This is a genomic window from Streptomyces sp. NPDC043878 (genome assembly GCF_056435735.1).
Window position 1 is genome coordinate 136773 of record NZ_JBWKDW010000021.1, and the last position, 23108, is coordinate 159880.

Here is a 23108-nt window from a genome sequence, read left to right on the forward strand (position 1 = left end):
GCGGAGGCATGCGCCGGAGCGGGGTAAGCGACCGCAATCCGCGAACCCTGAGCCCGTCCGCGCTCGCCCCACGGCCCCGCGGAATCAGGTCGCCATGACGTTCAGGGGCATCCGTCGCCGACGCCAGGCGGTCGGCGACGGTCTTGATGCCACGCGTGGTGATCCAACCGTGGTGGTCCCTGCTGTCAACCACATCGTGGGGCCAGCGGGCGTCTGCAACTGTGATGACAAGCGCGACGCCCGGCGATTCGCAGTCACCGGGCTCTCATTCGTCGGACGTGAACAAGACAGAAGGCGGCGAGGAGGGCGGTCGCCGTGAGGCAGATCCACGTCTCGATCCACTGCAGGGGAAGGAACTGCTGCGGGTCGAGGTCGCGGCTGTAGGTACCCGTGATGTGCCGCGTGTGCTCGCACCGCTGCAGGGCCTCCCAAGTGCTGGGCGGGCAGGGGGACGTGGCGGTGAGTGAGCCGTCCGCGTGGGTGTAGCCCTGATCGAGATGCCAGGCATTGAGGGTCCGGTCGGGGAACGCGTCGCCGTCCGTTCGCCTGACGGTCGGGGTGAGCAGATGGGGCCTCAGTTTCTCCAGTCCGGTCTGGAGGGCGACGGTGACGGCGGCCGAGACGGCGACCGCGGCGAGGACACGGCGCAGCAGCAGACCGACGGCGGCACCGGTGGCGAGGGCGAGAAGGAGATGCGCGATGCCTGCGGGGCCGGTGTAGGGCAGATAGGACCAGTCGCTCTGGGGGGTGGTGTCGCGCCATGCCGTGCCGAGCGGGCCGGTGGCGGTGCGTCCATGCCGGATGGTGGACCACCACCAGGTGACCGGCGCGGTGATCAGGAGCGCGGCGACGACGGTGACGGCTCCGGTCACGCACAATTTGGCGGCGGCCCATTGCCGACGGCTGACGGACTGGGTCCAGACGAGCCGGTGGGTGCCGTCCTTGAGGGTCTGCGCGAACAGCGGGGCGCCGAGCAGCGCGCCGACCGCGACGGGAAGGAAACGCAGAGGCGCCCTGGCCGCGGTCATGACGGTGCTGACGGCGCGGGGCGTGCCGTCGCACACCGACGGTCCCCCGGCGCCGAGGGCGCGACCGTGCGGGCAGTTCGTGGCCCAGCTCTCCACCGCGCCGACGAGCTGGCCGTGCTGCCACACGCCCCAGACCGCGGCCAGGGCGGCGAGGGCGAGTGCCGTCCAGTGGGCCACGCGGTGCTGCCGCCAGGCCAGCCAGGCGAGTCCCGCCGCAGGGCCGACGGCCAGGCGGCGAATGACGATGCGTACGTTCACCGCGCCGGCCGGTCCTGAGTGTCCGGAGAGCCGGGTGCCGGGGCCTTGGCCTTGGCCGTGAAGCGTCCGGCGATCAGCGGTGCGGCGTGCGGATTGCGCAGATAGGCCAGCAGGATTTCCTCAAGGGACGGTGCGGCGGTGCTCGCGGCGCCGTCGGTGGTGAGCGGGAAACGGACCAGCACGCTGAGGACACGTCCGCTGCGGCGCGTCTCGATCACCGTGCCCATCTGCGGGGGTATCGCCGGCGTGGCGGCGTCGGGGCAGGTGAAGGTCATCAGGCTGTGCGCCGCCTCCACGAACTCCGTGTCGTCGGCCAGGAGCACGCGTCCCCGGGCCATCAGCAGGACGTGGTCGCACACCAGGTGCAGCTCCGAGAGGGCGTGGGACGACATCACGATGGTGGTGCCGTGCTCCGCGGCGCGCTTCATGAGGACACCGGTCAAGGCAAGGCGACGCTGGGGATCGAGGTCGGCCATCGGCTCGTCGAGCAGCAGCAGCTCCGGCTCTTTGCCCAGCGCCAGGGCGAGCGCGACACACGTGCGCTGACCGGCGGAGAGGCGACCGACACGGGCCCGCAGGGGTATGTCGCAGTCGTCGATGATCGCGCGGGCTGCCGCTTCACTCCAGCCGGGGTTGAGTGCCCGTCCCAGGTACAGCGTCTCCGCGACGGTGAACCCCCTTTCCAGCGGGCGGTCCTGGAGCAGCACGCCGACGCGGGGCAGGACGGCGGGGGTGCCCGGAGCACGGCCGAGGACACGCAGGGTTCCCGCGTCGACGGGCCGCAGCCCGGCCGCCACGGTGAGCAGGGCGGTCTTGCCTGAGCCGTTGGGTCCGACGAGACCGACGACGCGTCCACGGGGAACAGTGAAGTCCCCGCCACGCAGAGCCCATTCGTCCCGACCGCGGAGGCCGAGGCCGACAGCTTCAAGTGCGGGAGAAGCGCCCGGAGCGTCGTCGCCGTAGGAGCCGCTGTCGTGGGAGCCGCTGCCGTAAGGGCGGTTGTCGTAAGGGCCGTCGTCCTGGTGTGCGGCGGACGGGTCGAGGGGGTGGTTCATCGCTCCTCGATCACCGTGAGCCTGCCGACCGGGGGGAAGAAGACGTCGAGTTCGGCGGCCAGCAGCGCGGCCACGTCCTCGCGTTCCAGTCCGCCGGCGCGGGCCGTGGCCATCCAGACACGCAGCTCGTCACGCAGGGGCGAGCCCGCCTGCGTGCCCGGCTGCGCGAGTGATGCCCGTACGAACGTCCCCCGGCCCTGGCGGGTGTCGACCAGGCCTTCCCGCTCCAGCTCCCGGTAGGCCTTGAGGACGGTGTTCGGATTGACCGCCGTCGCCGCGACCACCGCCGAGGCCGACGGCAGCATGTCACCGGGCACGAGCTGACCGAGCCGCAACGCCTGCTTGGTCTGCTGAATGATCTGCTGATACGGAGCCACGCCGTTGTGCCGCTCGATTCGATAGTCCACGGGCCCACTATCTCACCACTAGCTGAGTAGTGGACCTGTTTTGAGCCGCCGCGTATCGACGCTCTCTTCCCTCTGCACCTTTCCTCGCAGCTCACTGCCCCTCCAGGCGTGCGTGCCCCTGTGGCGCGAGAGGTGTTTGACACGAGCGGGGCCCCCACCTAAGACTCAGTCCACTAAGTAGGTAGTGGACTGATTGAGGGAGTTTCGCCATGCCCACGGACATGGACCGTCCCCTGCGGACGCTGAGTCCTCCCGCCTCCGCGACCGCTCGGGCGAACACCGTCGAGGTCGTCTCGGGGCTGCCCTCCGTCCGTCCACGGGCCCGGAGTCGCATCGCCCGGTCCTCAGTCACCGAGTCGGTCCTGCTCTGCCTCCTGACCCTGGTGGTGCGGCTGCCGTCCTTCCGCCGCCCGTTCTGGAGCCCGGACGAGGGCTACCTCGCCACGCAGGCGACGATGCTGCGCAACGGGGGTCACCTGTACGACGACGTCGTGGACCGCAAGCCGCCACTGATGCCCTGGCTGTACGAGGCGTGCTTCGCCGTGGCGGGGAACAACGGACTGGCGGCGGTACGAGTGGCAGCGGTCGTTTCGCTCGGTGTCACCGCGATCCTCATCGCGCGGACGGCGAGTCGGCTGCTGGGCGCCTGGGCGGCGCTCCCCGCCGGGGTGATGACGGTGGCGGCCTCCGCGGCACTGCCCGCACCGGATGCGATGGCCGCCACCTTCGAGATCTTCATGCTCCCCGCGACCGTGGCAGCGCTCTACTTCGGGATCAAGGGACGCTTCCTGGCTGCGGGACTGGCCGTCGCCCTCGCCGCTCTGACCAAACAGGTCGGCTTCGCACCCCTGTTACCGCTGATACCGCTCGCCCTCGGGCGGAGTCGACGACGTCGGGACACGGTCGCTCTGGCCGTGGGCGCGGCGGCTCCCGTGGTGATCTGCGCCCTCGCCCTCGGGGCGCACCGCTTCACCTTCTGGGTGTTCCTCTCCTCGGGCTCGTACGCGACGTCACCGCTCGGCGCGCTGCACGTGGCAGGCCGGGCCGCAGCCGGCTTCGGCAACCTGCTGACAGCGTTCGCCGCCGTGGCGATCCTGCTTCCACTGCTGCCTTGGCGTCGCCATTCACGCCTTCGCTCGGCACGGCTCCGGCGGGACCGGACGGTGTGGCCCCGAGGCGAAACGGGGCCCGACGCCAGGCTCTCCCGCAGCCTCGACCTCCTGCTCGCCGGATGGCTGCTCGCGTCAGTCATGGCGGTCGCGGTGGGCTGGCACTTCTACGGCCACTACTTCCTCCAACTCGTGCCGCCCGTAGTGCTGTTGGCGTTGCGGGTGGTCGACGCGGTCTGTGGAACCCCGCCCGCCGGGCCTGCTCTGCTGCGTCGTCAGGTCGGCCGTGCCGGACGGCCGGCGACCGCTCTGGGCGTAGCGGTGTGCTCGCTGCTGGCCGCCGCCTGGTGGACGGCCGGGGCGTGGCAGGCCCGGCCCCCGCAGATGGACAAGTCGGTGGCGGTGGCGACCTTTGTGCGCGACCACAGTGCACCGGGGCAGCCCGTCTTCGTATGGAGTATGCACCCGGAGATCTACTGGCTGTCCGACCGGCCTCCGTCGAGCCGCTACCTCACGGCGGGACTGCTGACGAACTTCAGCGGTGGCGGCGATATCCGTCGCGTCGGCCCCTCCTACGCCGTCCCCGGCACCTGGCCCGTCTTCCGCCGAGAACTGGCCCACACACCGCCGTGCGTCTTCGTGGACGACTCGCTCGACACGCCCTATCCCCTCACCGACTACCCGGAACTGCGCACCCTGTTGGCCGACGGCTACCGGCAGGTGGCCGAGATCGAGGGCGCACGTGTATATCGCAGGGACGTGTGCTGAACGGTGTCCTGCCGCTGGGGTGCATGGCCATGCATGAGAAGGCCCACGGGCTTGACCAGCGGTACTACCGCCAGGCCCTTGGCCTGGCCAAGGCCGGGGGAGACCAGGTGACGTACTGCCGGACGCTTCGAGGCATGGCCCCTCAAGCGGCCAACCCGAAGCTCGCGAACGAAGCCCTCAGCCTGGCGGACACGGCGGCCGAGGCCGCACCGTCAGCCGGCCCACGCCTAGTGCTGGGTTCCTCTTTCGCTGGGTGTATGTCCTGGTGGCGGGGGAGTCGACGGTGCTCGGGGCGGGTGCCGGACGATGGTGCCCAAGCGGCCCGAGTCACGGTCGCCGTTCTGACGGCCGGACTGGCGCATGAGCATGGTCGCCGAAGCCTCCGTCCGCCACTGGACCGTCGCCTTCAAGGCCGTCCAGGCCGGCCACACCCTCATCGCCCTGCGCAACGTCGACGCCGCGATCTTCTGGACTTCGCAGGTCTTCAGCGGCTTGACGGGGGAGTACCGTCTGGGTCGCTGTTCTCTACTCCTGCTGTTCCGGGAAGGCCGTGATGCGTGGCGTGCGGGGAGCGTTAGCCCCCGCATCTACGTCGACGTGCGGGGCCGCGAAGTGTGGAACGCAGCTCGGGTCTGAGTGGCCGTCGGCGCGACCCGGTGAGCGCGGGGCAGGAAGATCGGGAGTCTCCACGGCCGCGTGGAGCGTCGTTGCGCGGTCGCGGGGAGGGGAGCCTGGTCGACTCCGAGGGGCTCCCGATCCTCTCGTCGAGACCCGCGGACTCAAGGGTGGACCTCTTTACCGGGACGTGGGCGGGGTGACGGTGCAGGGCAGGGTCCATCGTTGGTGGCCGGTGGCGCTGCATTCGGCCCACAGACGCAGGGGGTGCCGGCGAGTTGGTTTTCGCGGCTGCGGTCGCGGTCGTCGCGGATGGTGAGGACGAGGCGGTCGAGGACGCGCAGTCCGGCGGGGCCGTCGAAGCGCACGGCGAGCCGGAGGTGCTGGTCGTTGCGGATCTCCAAGTGGAGGCGGGGGGTGAGGTCGGTGTGCCAGCGGTCGCGCTCGATGCGGGCGACGGAGTCCGCGGTGTTGTTCGCGCGGCGTACGGCGAAGAGCGCGGCTGCGGCGGCCGCGGCGCTGAAGACGGTGCTGAGGACGGCGAGCGAGGTGTTGGCCGGCGTTCGTGGACGGAGTGGAGGCGACGGACAGTTGATGACATGACCGGCGCGGCTCCCCTGTCACGGCGACGCGGGCCTGGGTTCCCCGGGTTCGCGCACCGCCGCCTCGTGGAGCTTCTCCATCTCATAGCAACCGGCGCCGTCCGGCTCGTTCCCTGGGAACTCGACAACCACACTGCCGTCCCGCGCCATCACGGTTACGCGCGTCCCCCAGTCGGCACTCTCCCCGCTCCCGCTCCGCCATTTCTTGCGGTGAATGGTGAGCTCGGTCCAGCGATAGGCCCGCAGGACGTCGCCGGTGGCCACCACGACTCCGAGCTGGAAGCAGTACAGCCGGGGGGTGGGGCCGCCCGTGCGCCGCTCGTAGCGGGACACGAAACAGCAGCCGATCAAGAACACGGTCCAGAGTCCGCTAAGCGGGGCGAACCAGCCGTGCAACCAGCCACCCTCCCCCTTGAAGATGTGCACGAGATCGACCGTGGTGCCCCATCCCTGCAATACGCCAAGGGGCCCGGCGAAGGCCCACAGGTGCGAATAGGCAGGGCACGCGAACCTCACATAGCTGCCGTAGTCGGCGTCTTTCCCCATGGCCAACGCCTTGTCCCGTTCGCGCACAACACTTCCCCCGGTTCGAAGCCCTGGACGGTTTTATGCCCGGCGAGAGGGGCCCCGAAGCTCGAGCCTCGATCGCTGCCGATGGGATGGCACACCCTGCGCGCGCGAGCCCATGCCCTTCGCCGACCTGCCGCTCGCCGCTCCGAGACCATGATCCGCTGGCCAATGATCGGCCTCATGGTCCGCCGACTCACCCGCGGCCGGCCAGCGACGCGTCCGGGCCCGCGCTTGCTCCGGCGAGACGTTCCGTAGCTACGCCGGCCTTCCCTTCCGTGGGACACGTCCTGCGTCGGTGCTCTATCGAGCCAGGAACCGTTCAACCTTCTGTTGCAGGTCAGGCGGCAGGTCGGTCAACTTCGAGATGATCACGCGAAGCTCTCGGCCGAGTCCGGAGGACTCGGTCCAGACCGCTGGGTTCCTGGTGAGGACCGCGGACAGCAGATCACCTTCGTACATGTGTCCTTCTGCCATCGGGTTGTCCCGCAGCACCTCCAGTGCCAGTGGCAGGAGGTAGGGCAGTCCTGTGTCCTGCCCGATCAACAAGCGCATGTCCTCGACGGTCAGCTCGCCGATCGGCCGACGCCGCAATGCGTGTGCAGTAGCGACAAGGCGGGTGGCGTCGGCTGACGGGGCTGGCCAACGGTCGCGTTCAAGCTCTTCAAGGGAGCGGTCACGATTCAGGGGTCGCGTCACCGCCCGATTGTCCTATGACGAGATCTCAACGCGGTCTGAGGACGGGGCGTTCTCGTTTCGCCGCGGCCAGGGGGGCGCTCCGAGGCCATCACTGTCGCTGTCCGTAGCGTCGCCCTGTTCCGGGACCGCCCGGCGAGGCGGCGCGCGTTGCCGTTGACACCCGCGGCTGGTCTCGGATCTCCAGAACCGCCTTCACCGCCTCGCGGCGCGCGCTGACGAAGTCGAGCTCGGGGAAGTACTCACTGCGCGGCGTTGATGAGGGGGATAACGCGCGGCAGGACGCCAGAGCGCGGGACTCGCTGGTCTGGTATTCCGGGTGCGCGGGCGACAGCCAGGTCCGGGTCACCGTCGACCCGAAACGGTGTGCCTCGCTGCGCAGGGCTTCGAAGCGGGCTCGAGGCCGTGCGGTGGAGCCCGCCTTCACGTAGGACACCGCGCCGGTGATCGCCAACACATAGATAACTCCGGTGCCCTTCGCAGCCCGGTTGGGGACCGGTCGCTTCTTCATGTAGTGCTGCAGCCAACCGCGAGGGGCGTCGTACACCAGGTGCAACATCCCTGCCCTTTCGCTCTGTTGGCGCACAGTGAACCGGAAGGGTCTGACAGCAGACACAGGCCTGCAGCCGGACGCGCAGACGCCCTACGACATCAACTCCCGGAAAGCCGCCAGACCCGTGCCCAACTCACGCAAAGATCCTGGCGGCGGTGAAGCCTGCGAACATCTGCGACCTGGCCTCCGGGCGAGGGCAGCACGGGGCCGTCCCACCGCCACGCCCGACTCCAGACCCAGCTACTGAGGAGGGCCTCTGCACGTTCAGTCCCTGCCGTTGGGTCCCACGTAAACGTGCAGGTCATGGGGGCAGACGACTCCAGCAAGGGACCCAAGGGACTCTAGTTGGGAGTTATGAGCGACTCCTGTGTGCGTGCATGCGCGGGCGCATCTGTAGAGATCTGTATACGTAAGTGGCTCATAATTTGAGTTTTCAGTCCCTACAGTCCCTTCCAGGTGGCGCAGGCACTCTTGACCTGCGGAAACGTGCAGGGACTGAATGGAAGGGCTAGCCCTTCCGCCTCCCCGCTCAGGCCCTGCGGGAGGCAGGAGTCGCCCCGGCGGATTCCGGCAGATGGGCAGTAGACCCCCTTTCGCGGCGTAGCCCCGGGCGTGATAGGCGCCGACACTTCGATGCGCTGCTCCTCTTCTCGGCCGCGAAACGAGGAACTCCGGTCCCTTGAGACCCTCCTAATAGGGGCATTCCGTGCATAATTTGCGAGTCTTGATCGACTTCAAGGGTCTCAGGGACCGGAGGGACCCAAAAACCGATACACCGCCACGCGGGGGAGCTGAGGTACCAGCCCGGCCTGAGGTCCTACACTCTCTTCCGGAAGCCAGTCCCTACAGTCCCTTGGGTCCCTCAATCCAGCACACAGCCAGGCCCGTCCCGAGCTGCGTCTGTCAGGGACCGAAGGACCAAGACCCTCGCCGAAGGACAGACGCGTGCCCGGCCCCGACGTGACGAGAGTGCCCGCCACTGCTGCGCGGGCGGCTACATCCCACGCTGTGGCCCGCTGGTGTGCCGAACAGGGCTGGCCGGTCCACCCTTTGGCGACCGGCCGAAAGACGCCCGCAGCCAACTGCCCGGCCTGCAAGGACAAGCACCACCCGCCAGCGCGGTGTGTCTGTATCCCTGCCGGTCGCCCATGCCACGGATTCCACGCCGCGACGACCAGCACGACACGCATCGACACCTGGTGGTCCGATCACCCTTCCTGGGGCGTCGGCGTGGCCTGCGGCCGTGCCGACCTGATCGTCATCGACATCGACGCACACGCCGCGCCGGTCCCGGACCGCAGCCGGCTCTTGCCCGGAATCGCCATCCACGACTCCGTCAACCTGGAAGGACTGGCTTCCGGCTTCGACACCCTGGCGCTCCTGGCCGCACTGCGCGGCCAGCCCAGTCCGGCAGAGGACGACAACACACTGCGTGTGCGTACCCCCTCCGGCGGCCTGCACGTGTGGTACCGAAACCCTCACCCCGCCATCCGGTTCCGCTGCTCGACCGGGTCCAGCACCAAGACCGCACTGGCCTGGCAGGTCGATGTCCGGGCCGACGGCGGCTACATCGTCGCTCCCACCACCCGCACCGTGCACGGCACATACCTGCGGGAGGGCCCCTCCCATCTGCCTGCGCCGCTGCCCGACTGGCTGGGCGAGGAACTCGTCCGAACCGGACACACGATCCAGCGGCCGACGGCCACCTCCCGGCCCGCGATCCCGCGCAGCCGCCGTCCGAGGACCCCGGTGCGCGCACACCGGGTCCTGGACCCGCTGCTGCTGGAGGTCGCCGAGTGCGCGGCCCTGCCCGAGGGGGCCGCCTTCACGGAAAAGCTCAACAAGGCCGCCTACACGGCCGGGGGACTGGCCATCGCCGGACACCTCGACGAACACACCGCGCGCGCCCTACTGCGCGAGGCCGCCGAGACCGCGCGCCCCTGGCAAAGTGCCCGCAACGAACGCATCATCGACGACGCCCTCGCCGCCGGGTCCGCCCGCCCGCTCCACCTCGAAGGACGTTCATGAGCAGCGCCGAGACGCCGCGCTTCGACGCCACCGCTGCTGCCCAGCAGATGCTGGACCTCGAACAGACCGGCCACCAGCCACCCGCGCTGCCCGCCCAAGCCCACACCTCCCCCCTCGCCACGCCGACACCATCCTGGGCGCTGCCGGCGCCGCTGCCCGGAACGCTCACCGACCGCGGCAACGCCAAGCTGTTCGTCAAGCTCTACCGCGATCAGTTCCGCCACGTGGAAGGCCTGGGCTGGTTCTCCTGGGACGGCTACCGCTGGAAGCGCACCGGCGGCGAGAAGGCTGCCCTGTGGGCCGCGGGCGAGATGGCCGAGGACATGCCCGACACCGACCCCCGCGGCCTGTTCAGCGACCGGGAACTCCACCACCACAAGAAGCGCACCCTGTCGACCACCGGCATGAAGGCTCTCCTCACCCAGGCCAAAGCCTCCCCGGACCTGTCCGTCGACCCCGACACCCTCGACGGCGACCCCTACGCCCTGTGCACCCCCGCCGGCGTCGTCGACCTGCACACCGGCCTGCTGCGCAAGCCCGACCCCACCCGCGACTTCCACTCCCGCGCCACCAGCGTCGCTCCCCAGCAGACCGAGACCCCGCGCTGGCACCGCTTCCTCCACGACACCTTCGGCGACGACGCCGAAGGCCAGGAAATGATCAACTTCCTGCACCTGCTGCTCGGCTACTCCATCACCGGCGATGTCGGCGCCCAGGTCCTGCCCTTCCTCCACGGCCACGGCAAGAACGGCAAGAGCGTCCTGCTGGACGCCATGATCCAGATCCTGGGCGACTACGCGGACGCCGCACCCCCCGGCTTCCTCATGGACCGCGGCGCGTTCTCCGAGCACTCCACCGAACTGACCGAGCTTCACGGCCGCCGCCTCATCGTCTGCAGCGAGCTCAAGCCCAACGACAAGTTCGACGAGGCACGGGTCAAGCTCCTGACCGGCGGAGAGAAGATCAAGGCGCGCAGGATGCGCCAGGACTACTTCTCCTTCGCCCCCACCCACCACCTGTGGCTGCTGGGCAACCACCGTCCCGAGGTGAGCAACGGAGGCTTCGCGTTCTGGCGCCGCATCCGCCTGCTGCCCTTCGAACGGACCGTCCCCGACCACCGCAAGATCGACAACCTGGCGCTCGAACTCGTCCGCGACGAAGGCCCCGGCATCCTGCAGTGGCTCATCGAGGGCGCCCGCCGCTACCTCACCACCCGTGACAGCCTCGAAGGACCCGACCGTGTCCGCATCGCCACCAGCGCGTATGCCAACACCGAGGACCACATCGGCCGCTTCCTCACCGAGTGCTGCACCCGCGACATCGAGGCCCAGCCCGACCTGCGCGTCGAACAGGGACTGCTGTACACCGCCTACGCCTCCTGGTGCAGCACCGGCGAAGGCATCCGCCCCGCCGGCACCCGCGCCTTCGCCACCCGCGTCCGGCAGGAAGTCGGCCTCGCCTCACCCACCGACATGATCAAATCCAACGGCCGCAAGTACTACCCCGGCCTCGCCCTGCTGGACGCCCCGTCATGAGCCAACTCCCACACCTGTGCGGCCAACTGCCCCACACCAGCCGAAGCCACCAGCAGGACCAGCGGCGCCTACCCACCCGCATCCGCCCGACTTACCATGGACCCGCAGGGCCACGTCCAGAAGCGGGCGGCTCACCACACCACGAGGCGGGCCGCCACCGGGCCCGGCAGACGAAGGAGGGGCTACAGCCATGAGCTCGCTACTGACCGAGGGCGATCTCACCCACGAAGAAAACATCGTGTGGCTGGAAGACCCCGAACACCTCGACTACGTCCGCCAAGCCCTCGACAAGACCCGCCGCCGCAACACCAAACCCCCCTACGCACGCGACGGCCGCATGGTCGGCTACGCCCTGCTCGACGACCAGGCCGACCCCGACCCGGACAGCGGCCTGTACAAGCGCCGCGTCTTCTTCCTTCTCCCGCACGACCGCGACAGCCTCCCCGGCGGCCTCTACCGCGAAGGCGCCCCCGGCGAAGCCGTCGACCCGCGCACCATCGAGGTGAAGAAGGTCGGAGAGAAGACCCCACGTTCCCAGAGCGGCCCGGCTGCCATAACCGGTTCCCGCTCCTGACGGGCGGCAGCGACGAGGACTTGTCCGGCCGATCACGTTGCTGTTTAGGGTGCGAGCGTGTGTAAGACGAGCGTGAGCAACGAGACCAGCGGCATGGTCTGCCTGTGGGTCGAGCCGTGGGGAACCGATCACTGGATGTGTCCGGGTGAGGAGTTCACCGTGGTGACCGAGACTCAGCCGGAGCAGTCGCCGTTCAATGTGGTCGTGCATGATCACCGCCGCGTTCGCCGTCGAATCGATCCGCCGCTGGTGGAACAGGTTGGTTCGGAGGAAAGCAGGCGCCGCCCTCGGTCCGTGGTCAGCCCTCCAGGCTGCCGATGGCCTCGGCCAGCCACTTCTTTTCCTCAGTGCCGGTGGCGCGAGCGATGCGCAGCATGCCCTGCTGGAAGAGGCTGGGCGCTTCCTCGGCTCGCACTGGCTCGCCATCGCGGTAGAAGAAGCTCGCCGGGATGTTGAGGAAGGTCTGCCGCCGACGCAGGACCGCGGCCTGCTCGGCAGGGTTCGGGAGATGGTGCAGGAAGGCGAGCAGAGTGAAGAAGCGCTGCCCGTCGGTGATTTCGGCTTCCTTGGGGTGCCGCAATCGAGCCAGTAGTTCGGAGCGGCCCGCCTCGGTGAGGGACAGGATCCGGCGGGGTGCGGCACCGCTTCCAGGCTCGGTGCGCTGCTCGACCAGACCCGCTTTCACGAGCCGGGAGATGGCCGGATAGAGCGCTCCGTCGCTCACCGGACGGATGTGGCCACTGAGGCCCTGGATGCGGGCTTTCACCTCGTATCCGTGCAGGGACTCCTCGAAGAGGAAACCCAGAATTGACAGCTCCAGCATGCTCCGAGCCCCTTCCTGTGCCTGTCAGCGCGCTTGCCCGTCCCGTCCTGCCATGCTATCTCTTTTCGCTGTACCTCGATTAGAGGTACAGCGAAAAGAGGAGTGCAGTCATGGGGGCAGCAGAACACCGGCGCAGGCTGGTGTCGCTCGCGTATCCGGTCTACTTCGAGCTTCTCGCGGGGGTCACGGCCGGGATCATCAACATGGTCTGGGTGGCGCGGCTCGGCGGGAGCGCTGTTGCCGCGGTGGCTGTCGCCACGAATGTCGAGAACCTGCTGCTCGGCGTCATCCTCGTCGCCGGCTCGGGCACGACTGTGCTCGTCGCACGAGCCAGAGGAGCGGAGGATTCGGCAGCGATGCGCTCCGCGGTGCGCGGCGGATGGGTCCTGTGGGCGCTCGTCACACCTTTGGTCGCCATCGGTGGATACCTGTGCCGCGAACCGCTCGCCCACCTCGTACTCGGCGGCAGCGGGGGTGACTCGCTGCCCCTCGCCACTGGCTATTTCTCGATCGCACTGCCAGGAATCGCGGCGTTCTTCGCCACCAACGTCGTCGACGGCATCCTCAAAGGTGCGGGCGACACCCGCACCCCGATGAAGCTCGCGATCCTCGCGAACGGACTGATTCTCGGGCTGGATCCCTTGTTCATCCTGGGATTCGACCTCGGCGTGCGTGGCGCGGCGATCGCCACAGTGCTGGGCCGGACGGTCGCGCTCATCTGCGGTTTCGTGGCGCTGCACCGCAACGGCGTACTGCGACAGGCCGCCCAGGCGGCCCCGCAGAGGGCCGGTTCACTCACCGCCGATGCGCGCAAGACGGCTGCGACCGGGCTCCCTATGTCGGCCGACTTCGTCGTACGGATGGCGGGGGCGCTCGCACTCGTCGCCGTCGTCGCCCGGATCGGCGTCAGCGAGGTCGCCGCGTACGGAATCGCGACGAAGGCGATGTACGTCGCGACCATGGCCTTCTACGCGATACGCCAGGCCGCCTCCATCCGCACCGCCCACCTGCTCGGCGCCGGACGCGACGAGCGGCGGGCCGTCGGGCGACAGGTGCTGGTCCTTGCCGGCGCACTCGGGCTCACGGCCGCGCTGGCACTGCTCGCTGCCGCGCCGTGGATCATGCGAGCCTTCGGCAGCGAGGAAGAGGTGGCCGAGGTAGGGGCACTTTATCTGCGCTGCCTGGGGCCGTACTTGACGCTTCTCGCGTGCTTCATTGCGCTGGGCGGGGTGTTCGAGGGCAGCGGTGGCAGCCCGGCCCTCGCGCGGATCACCACGTGCGGCGTAGCACTCCAACTCGCGCTCGCATACAGCCTGTCGGGTTTGGGCCTGCCCGGCATCTGCCTGGCCATGGCGCTGGCCATGGCACTCCAGTGCGCAGCCATCGCCCGGATGTATCGGCGCACGGAACAACCGACAGCTGCCGACTGCGACCACAGTGGTCTGAAAATCTCCGTCACAGAACCCGACAGTCCTGTGCCCGACAATCGACTTGCCTAATGAAGGAGCTGAAAATCTCCGTGGGTCTCCACCCACTCCAGCGGTGGCAGGTCTTCGGTCTGCCGGACGAGCTCGCGGACGAATTCCTCATCACCCGGGAGCAGATGAGACCGCGCCCCGGCCAGGTGCCGACCCCGAGGCCCGGCACACCTGGATGCGGCAGCGCAGCTTCATCTGCCACTGGCTCCAACGAACCGACGAGCACCCCTGCTACCGCCAGCTCAAACCTCTCCTCGACGACCACGCCGACTGGCTCGCCGACGCCATCGACAACAACTGATCCCACGTGACGACGCATGTCAGACGCCACCGACAGAGGAACCGGCAGGGCCCAACTCACAGCCGCCCGCCGAAAAGAGGAGGCAGGAGCCAAAGCACCCCTGCCAGGATGGCTCCGCTTCATCATGACCAGAAGGGACCGAGGATCACCGTGGGCCGTGCCATTACCCTGATTCGCTCCGACTCCCTGTCCGACGTCGCCGAGTACGCCTACGCGGCCGCGGCGCCCGCTGAGGCTCGGTTCATCTTCCTTGCCGGTGCGTGTCCGCTCAATGAGGACGGCTCCGCAGCAGCGATTGGGGACTATACGGGCCAAGCAGCGAAAGCCATCGAGAACATGCAGGTTGCCCTCGCCGCCGCCGGTGCGTCGCTGCAGGATGTCATCAGCACACGGGTTCTCGTTGCATCCACCCGGAGGGAAGACCTGGTGACCGCCTGGGAAGTGGTCCGCGACTCCTTTGGCGACCACGATGTCCCCAGCACGTTGATGGGCGTTACCGTACTCGGCTACAACGACCAGCTCGTTGAGATCGAAGCCATCGCCGCTGTCCTTGATTCGTAGTCACTCAGCCGAACCCGAAACCATCGGTCACGCCGCACCGGTCACACGCCCAGCACGCCAGCTCAACTGCTCTATCTCACCTGCTCGCTGCCTGGTATCCAGCCGGTGACAACAAGCCTGCCTTGGTGACAAGCATCGTGCTTCGGCTCACACGAGCGGGTTCCGGGCGCCGGGCCGGCGTCAGGTCAGTAGTCCCTACGTTGTTGCACGGGATGAGCGAGCCATTCGTAGGGTTGGCTAACCCAGGGTGCCGGGTGTGGCTCTCAGTAGTCTGCCGACCGTGTGGCTGATCTCGATTGGCCGCCCGGCACCCCCTGACGACTCGGCTGCTGATTAGTAATTGCGAACCGATCGCTGAGTAGGGACTGGCCAGCGAGGTCGTCTGCGGGATCCGCATGGCAACGATCCGCGGAGAGCACGTGACAGTGATCTGGGCCGGCGTCGACGCCGGTAAGGGCCATCACCACTGCGTGGTGATCGACGAAAGCGGCAGGCATCTCCTGTCGCGTCGTGTGGCGAACGACGAGGAGGAACTGCTGCGGCTACTTGCTGACGCCCTCGTCTTGGGCGAGGACGTGACCTGGGGCATCGACCTGGCCGATGGCGGCGCCGCTCTGTTGATCGATCTTTTGCTCAGCCACGGCCAGCGCGTGCTCTACATCCCCGGCATGGCGGTCAATCGAGCCTCGGAGGGCTACCGGGGCGAGGGGAAAACCGATGCCAAGGACGCGGCGATCATCGCTGATCAGGCCCGGATCCGCCGAGACCTTCAGGTTCTGCGACCTGGCGACGAACTCGTCGCCGAACTCAAGATCCTCACTCGTCACCGTCGAGACCTGACAGACGACCGCACCCGTGTGGTCAACCGCCTGCGAGGCCACCTCACCGGTGTCTCCCCGGCCTGGAACGGGCCCTGGACCTGACCAACGTTGGACCGCTGATATTGCTCACCGGCTATCAGACGCCGGCAGCCATCCGCCGAGTTGGTGTCCGCCGTCTGGAAACCTGGCTGCGCAACCGCAAGGTCCGCGGCGCCGCCCAGCTGGCCACGGCCGCCATGGAGGCCGCTGAACGCCAGCAGACCAGCGTGTTCGGGGAGAAGCCGACAGCCCAGCTGGTGCACACCCTGGCGAAGGAGGTGGTGCGCCTCAATGGGCAGATCGCCGACAGCGACAAGATCATCGAGGCCCGGTTTCGCGAGCACCGGAACGCGAAGGTGATCACGAGCATGCCCGGCATCGGGCCTCTGCTTGGCGCCGAGTTGGCCCTGTTCTCGTATAGCTACGGCGAACGGACATGTAGCGCTGTGTGTGCTGTGGTCGTCGTTTCCCCTCGCCTGGCGCCTCGTTGGGCTGAACGAGTGATCTCGGGCGTGGGGCGAGGAGTACGGGTGCGGCAGGACTGGGAGCCGGAGGACCTGATCGAGGTCTGGACGCTGCTGGAAGACGACATGAAGCGGGTGCGGAACAAGTCCGGGGCGACTCGGCTCGGGTTCGCGCTGCTGCTCAAGTTTTTCGAGGTGGAGGCCCGGTTCCCCGAGTCGGCCCAGGAGGTGCCGACCGCCGCGGTGGAGTACGTGGCCCAGCAGGTCAAGGTGCCTGCGGAGGCGTGGGCGGACTACGACTGGCAGAGCAAGGCGATCCAGAGGCACCGGGGCGAGATCCGGGCGGCGTACGGGTTCCGGGCGAACACCGAGGAGGACCAGGACCGGCTGGCCGCGTGGCTGGCCACCGAGCTGTGCCCGGTGGAGCTGTCCCGTGACCGGCTCGCGGCGGCCGTGGTGGCCCGGTGCCGCAATGACCACATCGAGCCGCCGGCGCCCGGGCAGGTGCGGCGGCTGGTGGGCCGGGCGGTCACGGACTTCGAGGCCCAGTTCTGCCGCAGCAGGTTGGAGCGGATCTCGCATGCGACGCGCTCCCGGCTGGAGGACCTGGTTGTCGGGAGCGGGGGCGAGACGGGCGAGGACGCGGCCGGTGCGGGCTCGGTGGCGGGCGGCGGACGGTCGCACTTCGCCGAGTTGAAGACCGATCCGGGGGCGCCGGGGCTGGAGAGCCTGCTGGCGGAGGTGCACAAGCTCCAGCGGGTGCGGTGGCTGGAGCTGCCCGCGGACCTGTTCGCGGACGTGTCGGAGAAGCTGGTGGACGCGTGGCGGGCGCGGGCGTCGAAGGAGTACCCGGCGAACCTGGAGCGGATGACACCCGCCCGGCGCCTGACGCTGCTGGCGACGCTGTGCCATGTGCGGCAGACGGAGATCACCGACTCACTGGTGGACCTGTTCATCCAGCTCGTACTGAAGATCAACACGAGGGCGGAGCGGAAGCTCGACAAGGAGCTGAATGCCGAGCTGAAGAAGATCCGGGGCAAGGAGGGCATGCTGCTGCGGGTCGCCGAGGCGGCGCTGTCCGAGCCGTCCGGCACGGTGCGGCGGGTTATCTACCCGGTGGTCGGCGGGGAGAAGACGTTGAAGGCGCTGGCGGCGGAGGCCGCGGCGAACGAGGCGCGCTACAAGGCGCGGGTCCGTACAGTGCTGCGGTCGTCGTACTCGGCGCACTGGCGGCGGATGCTCTCGCCGCTGCTGGGCTCGCTGGAATGGAAGTGCAACAACACCGCTTACCGGCCGGTGATGGACGCGATCGACCTGCTCAAGCGGTATCTGGAGCAGCCGTTGAAGGAGGGGGCGTTCTTTGATCCGGCGGAGAGTGTGCCGCTTGCGGGGGTGGTGCCCGAGCAGTGGCGGGCGGCGGCGGTGGACGACAAGGGGCGGGTCGAGCGCATCCCGTACGAACTGTGCGCGCTGGTCGCACTCCGGGACGCGGTGCGCCGGCGGGAGATCTGGGTGGTGGGGGCGAACCGGTGGCGCAACCCGGAGGACGACCTGCCCGCCGACTTCGAGGACAACCGGGACGTGCACTACGCCGCGCTGGGCCAGCCGCAGGACTCCGGCGAGTTCATCAGCGCCCTGCAAGAGCGGCTCCGCACCTCACTGGACTGCTTCGAGAGCGCCTTGGCGGAGGGCACGACGGGTGGGGTGGCCATCGTGAAGAAGCACGGCGAGCCGTGGATTCGGGTCTCCCCGCGGGCGAAGCAGGAGGAGCCTGAGAACCTGGTGGCGGTCAAGGGCGAGATCGAACGGCGCTGGGGCACCATCGACCTGCTGGACATCCTGAAGTACGCCGAGTTCGACACGGACTTCATCGCTGAGTTCACCTCAGTGGCCACCAGGGAGAACCTGTCCAAGGACGTGCTGCGGCGCCGCCTGCTGCTGGTGCTGTTCGGTCTGGGCACCAACACGGGCATCAAGCGGGTCGCGGTGACCGGCAAGCACGGCGAGTCCGAGGCGACGCTGCGGCGGGTGCGGCACCTGTTCGTCAACCGGACCAACATGCGCGCGGCCCTGCGCAAGCTGGTGAACGCCACCTTCGCTGCCCGGGACGAGATGTGGTGGGGCACCGGTACGGTGTGCGCCTCCGACAGCCGCAAGTTCGGCGCCTGGTCCTCGAACCTGATGACCGAGTGGCACCAGCGCTACCGCGGCCCCGGGGTGATGATCTACTGGCACGTCGAGCGGAAGTCGGTCTGCATCTACTCCCAGCTCAAGAGCTGTTCGGCCTCCGAAGTCGCCTCGATGATCGAGGGCGTGCTGCGGCACTGCACCGACATGGACGTCGACCGGCAGTACACCGACACCCACGGCGCCTCCATCGTCGGCTTCGCCTTCGCTCACATGCTCGACTTCAAGCTGATGCCGAGGCTGAAGAACATCGGCTCCGCGAAGCTGTACCGGCCGGCCGCCGGGCAGGACGAGGAGTGGCCGAACCTCGCACCGGTGCTGTCCACCAAGACGATCAACTGGGAACTGATCGCCCAGCAGTACGACCAGATCGTGAAGTACACCACCGCCCTGCGCCTGGGCACCGCCGAAGCCGAGCAGGTCCTGCGCCGCTTCACCCGCGGCGGCCCCAAGCACCCCACCTACCAGGCCATCGAAGAACTCGGGCGGGCCGTGCGGACCGCGTTCGTCTGCGACTACCTCGCCGACGTCGAAATGCGCCAGGAGATCCACGAAGGGCTCCAGGTCGTGGAGAACTGGAACTCCGCGAACAAGGACCTCTTCTACGGCAAGGACGGCGACCTGGCCGGCGCGGACAAGGAGTCCCAGGAGGTCAGCATGCTCGCGCTGCACCTGCTCCAGTCCGCTCTGGTCCACGTCAACACGCTGCTGGTGCAGCACAGGTCCTCGCCGATCCGAAGTGGGCCGACACCCTCACTGACGCGGACCGGCGGGCGCTCTCCCCGCTGTTCTGGACCCATGTGAATCCCTACGGCCGGTTCGAGCTGGACATGAACAGACGCCTCGACCTGGACCTGACCGCCCGGGACGCCGTGCCCGGGCCGCGCGCCCCCGAGGGTAGACCGGCGGCCCTGGGGTGAGGAGCTGGGGCTCCGATCGCCTACGAACAGCATCGGGTCACCAGCACCCTCGCCGCATAACGACACAAACAGGTGTCCACTTCACGGGGGATGGTTCAGTCGGCGTGTCTTCGTGGGCCGCGACAACCTCCTGGTGCGAGCATCTTGACGCCGTCGCCGCCGAACTCGATGGCCGCCCACGCAAAACGCTCGGCTGGGAAACCCCAGCCGAGCGCCTGCATAAACTGCTCGCGGCCTGATCGACACGACCACGTGTTGCAGCGCCCCCTGAAACCGCCGTGGTAGAGGGCCTTACGCCCGTGGCGGGACAGCAGACGAGCTCAGAGCTGGGTTTCGCCGCCGTCCACGGCCAGCTCGATGCCGGTGGTGTACGTGGCATCGAAGGCGAGGAATGCGGCCGCCTTGGCGAACTCTTCGACGGTGCCGTAGCGCTTCATGGGGTTGCTCGCGGTCCGCTCCGCCCTGAACTGGTCAGCGGCCTCTTCGGACAAGTTCATCGTTTCCAGAATCCCCGAGTCGATGGGACCCGGGCTGATCGCATTGACACGGATTCCCCGCGGAAGCAGCTCGCGGGAGAAGGTGCGGGCCATCGAGCGCAGCGCCGCCTTGCCGGCCGCATAGACGCTGGTGTCCACCATGCCGATGACGTTCGCGATCGAGGTGGTGAGGACGATGCCGGCGTTCGCGCTCAGCAGCGGAGCGAGCTTCTGCACAGTGAAGAAGGCGCCCTTGACGTTAATCGCGAACAGCTCGTCGTACACGTCCTCGGTCGTCGACTCGAGGGGCGTGAGAGGTGAGATGCCGGCGTTGACGAACAAAGCCTCGATCGAGCCGAGCTCGCTCTTTACACGGCCGGCGAGCATATCCAGGTCGGACAGTGAGGCCACATCCGCCCGGACGGCCACGGCATTCTCGCCGAGCCGCTCGCGTGCCGCGTCGAGCTTGGCCTGAGAACGGCCGGTGATCACCACGCGGGCTCCGCCTTGCACCAGCAGCTCCGCCAGCGCGAGCCCCATGCCGCTGCTGCCACCCGTGATCACCACATTCTTGTCGCTGTACTTACCCATGCCGAGGTTGCTCCGTTCCCTCATCAAAAACGTGGTGATATGTCTGGATGTCGCTGTTCATGAAGCGAATCAGCCGAGGGTTTCGATCTTCATGTCGCCTGTGGTGACCGTGCGGATGTGATCGCTGGCGAGCAGGCCGTGCGGATTGCCGAGGTCGATGGCGCTGACCTCGTCGAGGCGGGCCAGCTGGGAAGGAGTGAGGTCGACCTGCAGGGCGCCCAGGTTGTCCTCCAGCTGCGCGATGGTGCGGGCGCCGATGATGGGTGCCGTCACGCCCGGGGCGTTCAGGGTCCAGGCCAGTGCGACCTGGGCGGGTGTGTGGCCCAGCTCCGAGGCCACCTCCTTCACCACATCGGCGATGGCGAGGTTGCGGTCGGTGACCCATCCCAGGGCGACGTTGAGACTCTTGCGGTTGCCGGCGGTTTCGCCGACAACGGAGCCCGCCTGGTTCTGGTCCTCCCGGCTGTACTTGCCGGTGAGCACCCCGCCGCCCAGCGGGGAGAAGGGGACCACGCCGAGTCCCATCTCGCGTGCCATCGGGATCAGGTCACGCTCCGCGGTGCGCTCGATCAGGCTGTACTCGGTCTCCAGTGCGACCAGTGGCGACCAGCCGCGCAGGTCGGCGATCGCCTGCATGCGCGACACCTGCCAGGCCGGGGCGCTGGAGATCCCCACGTACAGCACCTTGCCCTGCCTCACCAGGTCGTCCAGGCCCCGCAGGATCTCCTTCACCGGCGTCCTGAAGTCCCATACGTTCACGTAGAGCAGATCGATGTAGTCCGTGTTCAGCTGCCGCAGACTGGCTTCCACCGACGCCAGCATGCTCTTGCGGTGGGTACCCCCGGAATTCGGGTCACCGGGCTGACGCAGCGTCGAGTACTTCGTCGCCAGCACCATCTTGTCGCGGTTGGTGCGGGCGAATTCGCCGAGCAGTCGCTCGGAGCTGCCGTTGGTGTAGGTGCTGGCGGTGTCGAAGAAGTTGCCGCCGAGCTCGGTGTAGCGGTCGAAGAGCTTGCGCGCCTCGTCGCGCTCGGCGCCCCAGCCCCACTCGGTGCCGAAGGTGGCCGTGCCCAGCGCCAGCGGTGAGACCCGGAGTCCGGAACGGCCCAGCAGCCGGTAGGTGTCGAGAGTGAGTGCCATCGTGTTCTCCTGTGAGGTGTGGTTCGTGGCGTTCGAGAGGTGCGGATTGGTGGTCGACTCGCCCGGGTTTCAGGCGCCGAGCCCGTAGCCGCCGGCCACGGTGATGTCCTGGCCGGTGATGTAGCCGGCGGCGTCCGAGGCGAGGAAGGCGACTGTTTCCGCGACCTCCTGGCTGGATCCGAAGCGCTCGAAGGGGATCTTCGAGCGCATGGCGTCCCGGCCGCTCTGGGGCACTCCCAGCTTGTCGAACAGTGGGGTGTCGGTGGCCCCGGGGCTCACGGCGTTGACGCGAATCCTGCGCGGGGCCAGTTCGAGCGCGAGCGAGGGCAGCATGGCCAGCAGCGCGCCGCGTGTCGCCGCCCCCACCGTGGCGCCAGGGGTGCCGCGACGGGATCCGATGCCGACGGTCAGCACGATCGAGCCGCCGTCGTTCATGAGGGGAAGGGCCTTTTGGAGGGTGAAGTACTGGCCCTTGAAGTTGAGGTCGGCGTGCTCGTCGAACGATTCCTCCGTCACCTCGGCAACCGGTGCCGGACGGAAGATCCCGGCGTTGAGGAAGAGCAGGTCCAGCGATCCGAACCGCGCCGAAACCACCGACATCAGGGCGTCGGTGTCGGAGAGCACGCGCCCGTCGGATCGGACGACGAGCACGTCGCCGGGGAGCTCGGACCGTGCCCGCGCGAGGGACTCGGGATTCTGTCCGGTGACCGCGACCTGGTACCCGCGGGAGTGCAGCAACTCGGCCGTCGCTCTGCCGATCCCGGTCGTCCCCCCGGTGATGAGAGCTGTAGGCATGGCAAACCTTTCGTCGCTGAAGGGATGGGTGAGACCACCCGTAATCGGGGAACTCCCCGGTTGTCTCACCGTACACTGAACCGGGGACATCCCCGAATCATTCCCGAGCCTCATCCGACACTCACGATCGCGAAGGTCATGACACCTCCACGCAGCACCCTGCGCGCCGACGCGCAACGCAACCGCGAGCAGCTGATCGCCACGGCCGCCGAAGCCTTCGCGTCCGGACGCGCGATCTCGCTGGATGCGATCGCCAAACGCGCGGGAGTGGGGAACGCCACCCTGTACCGGCACTTCCCCACCCGAGAGGATCTGGTCGAAGAGGTCTACCGGGACCAGATCCGCCCCTTGCGCGAAGACGCGCGCACCCTGCTGGCCACCGAGCCGCCCGCACAGGCCCTCCACGCGTGGATGCTCCGATTCGCCGACTGGGCCGGCGAACGACGCGGCATCTGCGAGGCCCTCGTCGCCATGAGCGCTTCCGGCCGCTTCGGCACCGGACCGGTCTGCGACGAGGTCCAGCAGATCCTGGCGATGGTGCTCAAGGCCGGCGCCACAGCAGGAGAACTGCGCAGCGACATCGACCCGGCCGACGTAGGCGGCATCCTCGCCGGTTTGCTTTCCGTAGCCGGCGCACCCGAGCAGCGCCCCCAGCTGAACCGCATGCTGGACGTCGTCGTCGACGGACTCAGGCCCCGCTGAGCGACACGCCAGCGG

General features: G+C 68.4%; 20 protein-coding genes and 2 pseudogenes. 12 read left to right on the forward strand and 10 right to left on the reverse strand.

Annotated features, from left to right (window positions below; translation table 11 throughout):
* Positions 1–254 precede the first annotated feature (254 nt).
* From AC07AZ_RS27230 to AC07AZ_RS27240, 3 genes are read right to left on the reverse strand one after another with little or no spacing between them, the layout of a single operon-like run.
* Positions 255–1286: an ABC transporter permease subunit gene (locus AC07AZ_RS27230; RefSeq protein WP_478852189.1), complete on the reverse strand. Its 1032-nt coding sequence runs from the start codon at positions 1284–1286 to the stop codon at positions 255–257.
* Complete coding sequence (locus AC07AZ_RS27235; RefSeq protein ID WP_478852191.1) at positions 1283–2341, reverse strand: ABC transporter ATP-binding protein; 1059 nt, start codon at positions 2339–2341, stop codon at positions 1283–1285. Before AC07AZ_RS27235 ends, AC07AZ_RS27230 begins: the two co-directional genes overlap by 4 nt.
* The gene (locus tag AC07AZ_RS27240) at positions 2338–2748 is read right to left on the reverse strand and encodes a GntR family transcriptional regulator (RefSeq protein WP_478852193.1); all 411 of its coding nucleotides are present in this window, start codon (positions 2746–2748) and stop codon (positions 2338–2340) included. Before AC07AZ_RS27240 ends, AC07AZ_RS27235 begins: the two co-directional genes overlap by 4 nt.
* A 209-nt stretch (positions 2749–2957) precedes the next feature.
* On the opposite strand from AC07AZ_RS27240, the gene AC07AZ_RS27245 reads away from it, so the two are divergent.
* The 3 genes and pseudogenes from AC07AZ_RS27245 to AC07AZ_RS27255 all read left to right on the forward strand — a co-directional run bounded on the left by AC07AZ_RS27245 (position 2958) and on the right by AC07AZ_RS27255 (position 5261).
* A complete protein-coding gene (locus AC07AZ_RS27245; RefSeq protein ID WP_478852195.1) occupies positions 2958–4625 on the forward strand; it encodes a glycosyltransferase family 39 protein in 1668 nt (555 codons plus the stop codon).
* Between the two features lie 17 nt (positions 4626–4642).
* Positions 4643–4858 (forward strand): annotated as a pseudogene (locus AC07AZ_RS27250) (hypothetical protein); the annotation flags it as partial.
* A gap of 127 nt (positions 4859–4985) precedes the next feature.
* The gene (locus tag AC07AZ_RS27255) at positions 4986–5261 is read left to right on the forward strand and encodes a hypothetical protein (RefSeq protein WP_478852241.1); all 276 of its coding nucleotides are present in this window, start codon (positions 4986–4988) and stop codon (positions 5259–5261) included.
* Between the two features lie 599 nt (positions 5262–5860).
* Here AC07AZ_RS27255 and AC07AZ_RS27260 read toward each other — a convergent pair.
* From AC07AZ_RS27260 to AC07AZ_RS27270, 3 genes are all read right to left on the reverse strand, one after another.
* Positions 5861–6415, reverse strand: a complete 555-nt coding sequence (locus AC07AZ_RS27260; RefSeq protein ID WP_478852197.1) for a hypothetical protein — start codon at positions 6413–6415, stop codon at positions 5861–5863.
* Positions 6416–6712: 297 nt separating this feature from the next.
* A complete protein-coding gene (locus tag AC07AZ_RS27265) occupies positions 6713–7108 on the reverse strand; it encodes a contact-dependent growth inhibition system immunity protein (protein WP_478852199.1) in 396 nt (131 codons plus the stop codon).
* A gap of 88 nt (positions 7109–7196) precedes the next feature.
* A complete protein-coding gene (locus AC07AZ_RS27270; protein ID WP_478852201.1) occupies positions 7197–7664 on the reverse strand; it encodes a hypothetical protein in 468 nt (155 codons plus the stop codon).
* 1002 nt (positions 7665–8666) lie between these two features.
* Here AC07AZ_RS27270 and AC07AZ_RS27275 point away from each other — a divergent pair.
* From AC07AZ_RS27275 to AC07AZ_RS27285, 3 genes are all read left to right on the forward strand, one after another.
* The gene (locus AC07AZ_RS27275) at positions 8667–9686 is read left to right on the forward strand and encodes a bifunctional DNA primase/polymerase (RefSeq protein WP_478852203.1); all 1020 of its coding nucleotides are present in this window, start codon (positions 8667–8669) and stop codon (positions 9684–9686) included.
* Entirely contained in the window at positions 9683–11221 is a 1539-nt protein-coding gene (locus AC07AZ_RS27280; protein ID WP_478852204.1) for a DNA primase family protein, read from the forward strand. The genes AC07AZ_RS27275 and AC07AZ_RS27280 overlap by 4 nt, the downstream gene beginning before the upstream one ends.
* A 190-nt stretch (positions 11222–11411) precedes the next feature.
* Positions 11412–11795 carry a DUF6009 family protein gene (locus AC07AZ_RS27285; RefSeq protein WP_478852206.1) on the forward strand — a complete coding sequence of 128 codons (384 nt, stop codon included), beginning with the start codon at positions 11412–11414 and terminating at the stop codon, positions 11793–11795.
* Between the two features lie 298 nt (positions 11796–12093).
* Here AC07AZ_RS27285 and AC07AZ_RS27290 read toward each other — a convergent pair whose 3' ends face one another.
* On the reverse strand, positions 12094–12618 hold the full coding sequence (locus AC07AZ_RS27290) for a PadR family transcriptional regulator (protein WP_478852208.1): 525 nt from the start codon (positions 12616–12618) through the stop codon (positions 12094–12096).
* Positions 12619–12728: 110 nt separating this feature from the next.
* Between AC07AZ_RS27290 and AC07AZ_RS27295 the strand changes: the two genes are divergently transcribed.
* The 5 genes and pseudogenes from AC07AZ_RS27295 (at position 12729) to AC07AZ_RS27315 (ending at position 19273) form a co-directional block, all read left to right on the forward strand.
* Positions 12729–14117 (forward strand): MATE family efflux transporter, encoded by a 1389-nt coding sequence (locus tag AC07AZ_RS27295; protein WP_478852210.1) that lies wholly within the window; start codon positions 12729–12731, stop codon positions 14115–14117.
* 154 nt (positions 14118–14271) lie between these two features.
* The gene (locus AC07AZ_RS27300; RefSeq protein ID WP_478852212.1) at positions 14272–14397 is read left to right on the forward strand and encodes a hypothetical protein; all 126 of its coding nucleotides are present in this window, start codon (positions 14272–14274) and stop codon (positions 14395–14397) included.
* Positions 14398–14547: 150 nt separating this feature from the next.
* Positions 14548–14958, forward strand: coding sequence for a RidA family protein (locus AC07AZ_RS27305; RefSeq protein WP_478852214.1), 411 nt, complete (start codon positions 14548–14550; stop codon positions 14956–14958).
* Between the two features lie 419 nt (positions 14959–15377).
* A pseudogene (locus tag AC07AZ_RS27310) lies at positions 15378–16219 on the forward strand (IS110 family RNA-guided transposase); the annotation flags it as partial.
* A 189-nt stretch (positions 16220–16408) separates the two neighbouring features.
* On the forward strand, positions 16409–19273 hold the full coding sequence (locus AC07AZ_RS27315; RefSeq protein ID WP_478852239.1) for a Tn3 family transposase: 2865 nt from the start codon (positions 16409–16411) through the stop codon (positions 19271–19273).
* Positions 19274–19709: 436 nt separating this feature from the next.
* Here the strand turns inward: AC07AZ_RS27315 and AC07AZ_RS27320 are convergent, their stop codons facing one another.
* The 3 genes from AC07AZ_RS27320 to AC07AZ_RS27330 all read right to left on the reverse strand — a co-directional run bounded on the left by AC07AZ_RS27320 (position 19710) and on the right by AC07AZ_RS27330 (position 22391).
* A complete protein-coding gene (locus tag AC07AZ_RS27320) occupies positions 19710–20456 on the reverse strand; it encodes an SDR family oxidoreductase (protein ID WP_478852216.1) in 747 nt (248 codons plus the stop codon).
* Positions 20457–20525: 69 nt separating this feature from the next.
* Positions 20526–21596, reverse strand: coding sequence for an aldo/keto reductase (locus AC07AZ_RS27325; RefSeq protein WP_478852218.1), 1071 nt, complete (start codon positions 21594–21596; stop codon positions 20526–20528).
* Positions 21597–21665: 69 nt separating this feature from the next.
* The gene (locus tag AC07AZ_RS27330) at positions 21666–22391 is read right to left on the reverse strand and encodes an SDR family oxidoreductase (protein WP_478852220.1); all 726 of its coding nucleotides are present in this window, start codon (positions 22389–22391) and stop codon (positions 21666–21668) included.
* 138 nt (positions 22392–22529) lie between these two features.
* On the opposite strand from AC07AZ_RS27330, the gene AC07AZ_RS27335 reads away from it, so the two are divergent.
* Positions 22530–23093, forward strand: coding sequence for a TetR/AcrR family transcriptional regulator (locus tag AC07AZ_RS27335; protein ID WP_478852222.1), 564 nt, complete (start codon positions 22530–22532; stop codon positions 23091–23093).
* The last annotated feature ends 15 nt before the right edge of the window (positions 23094–23108 follow it).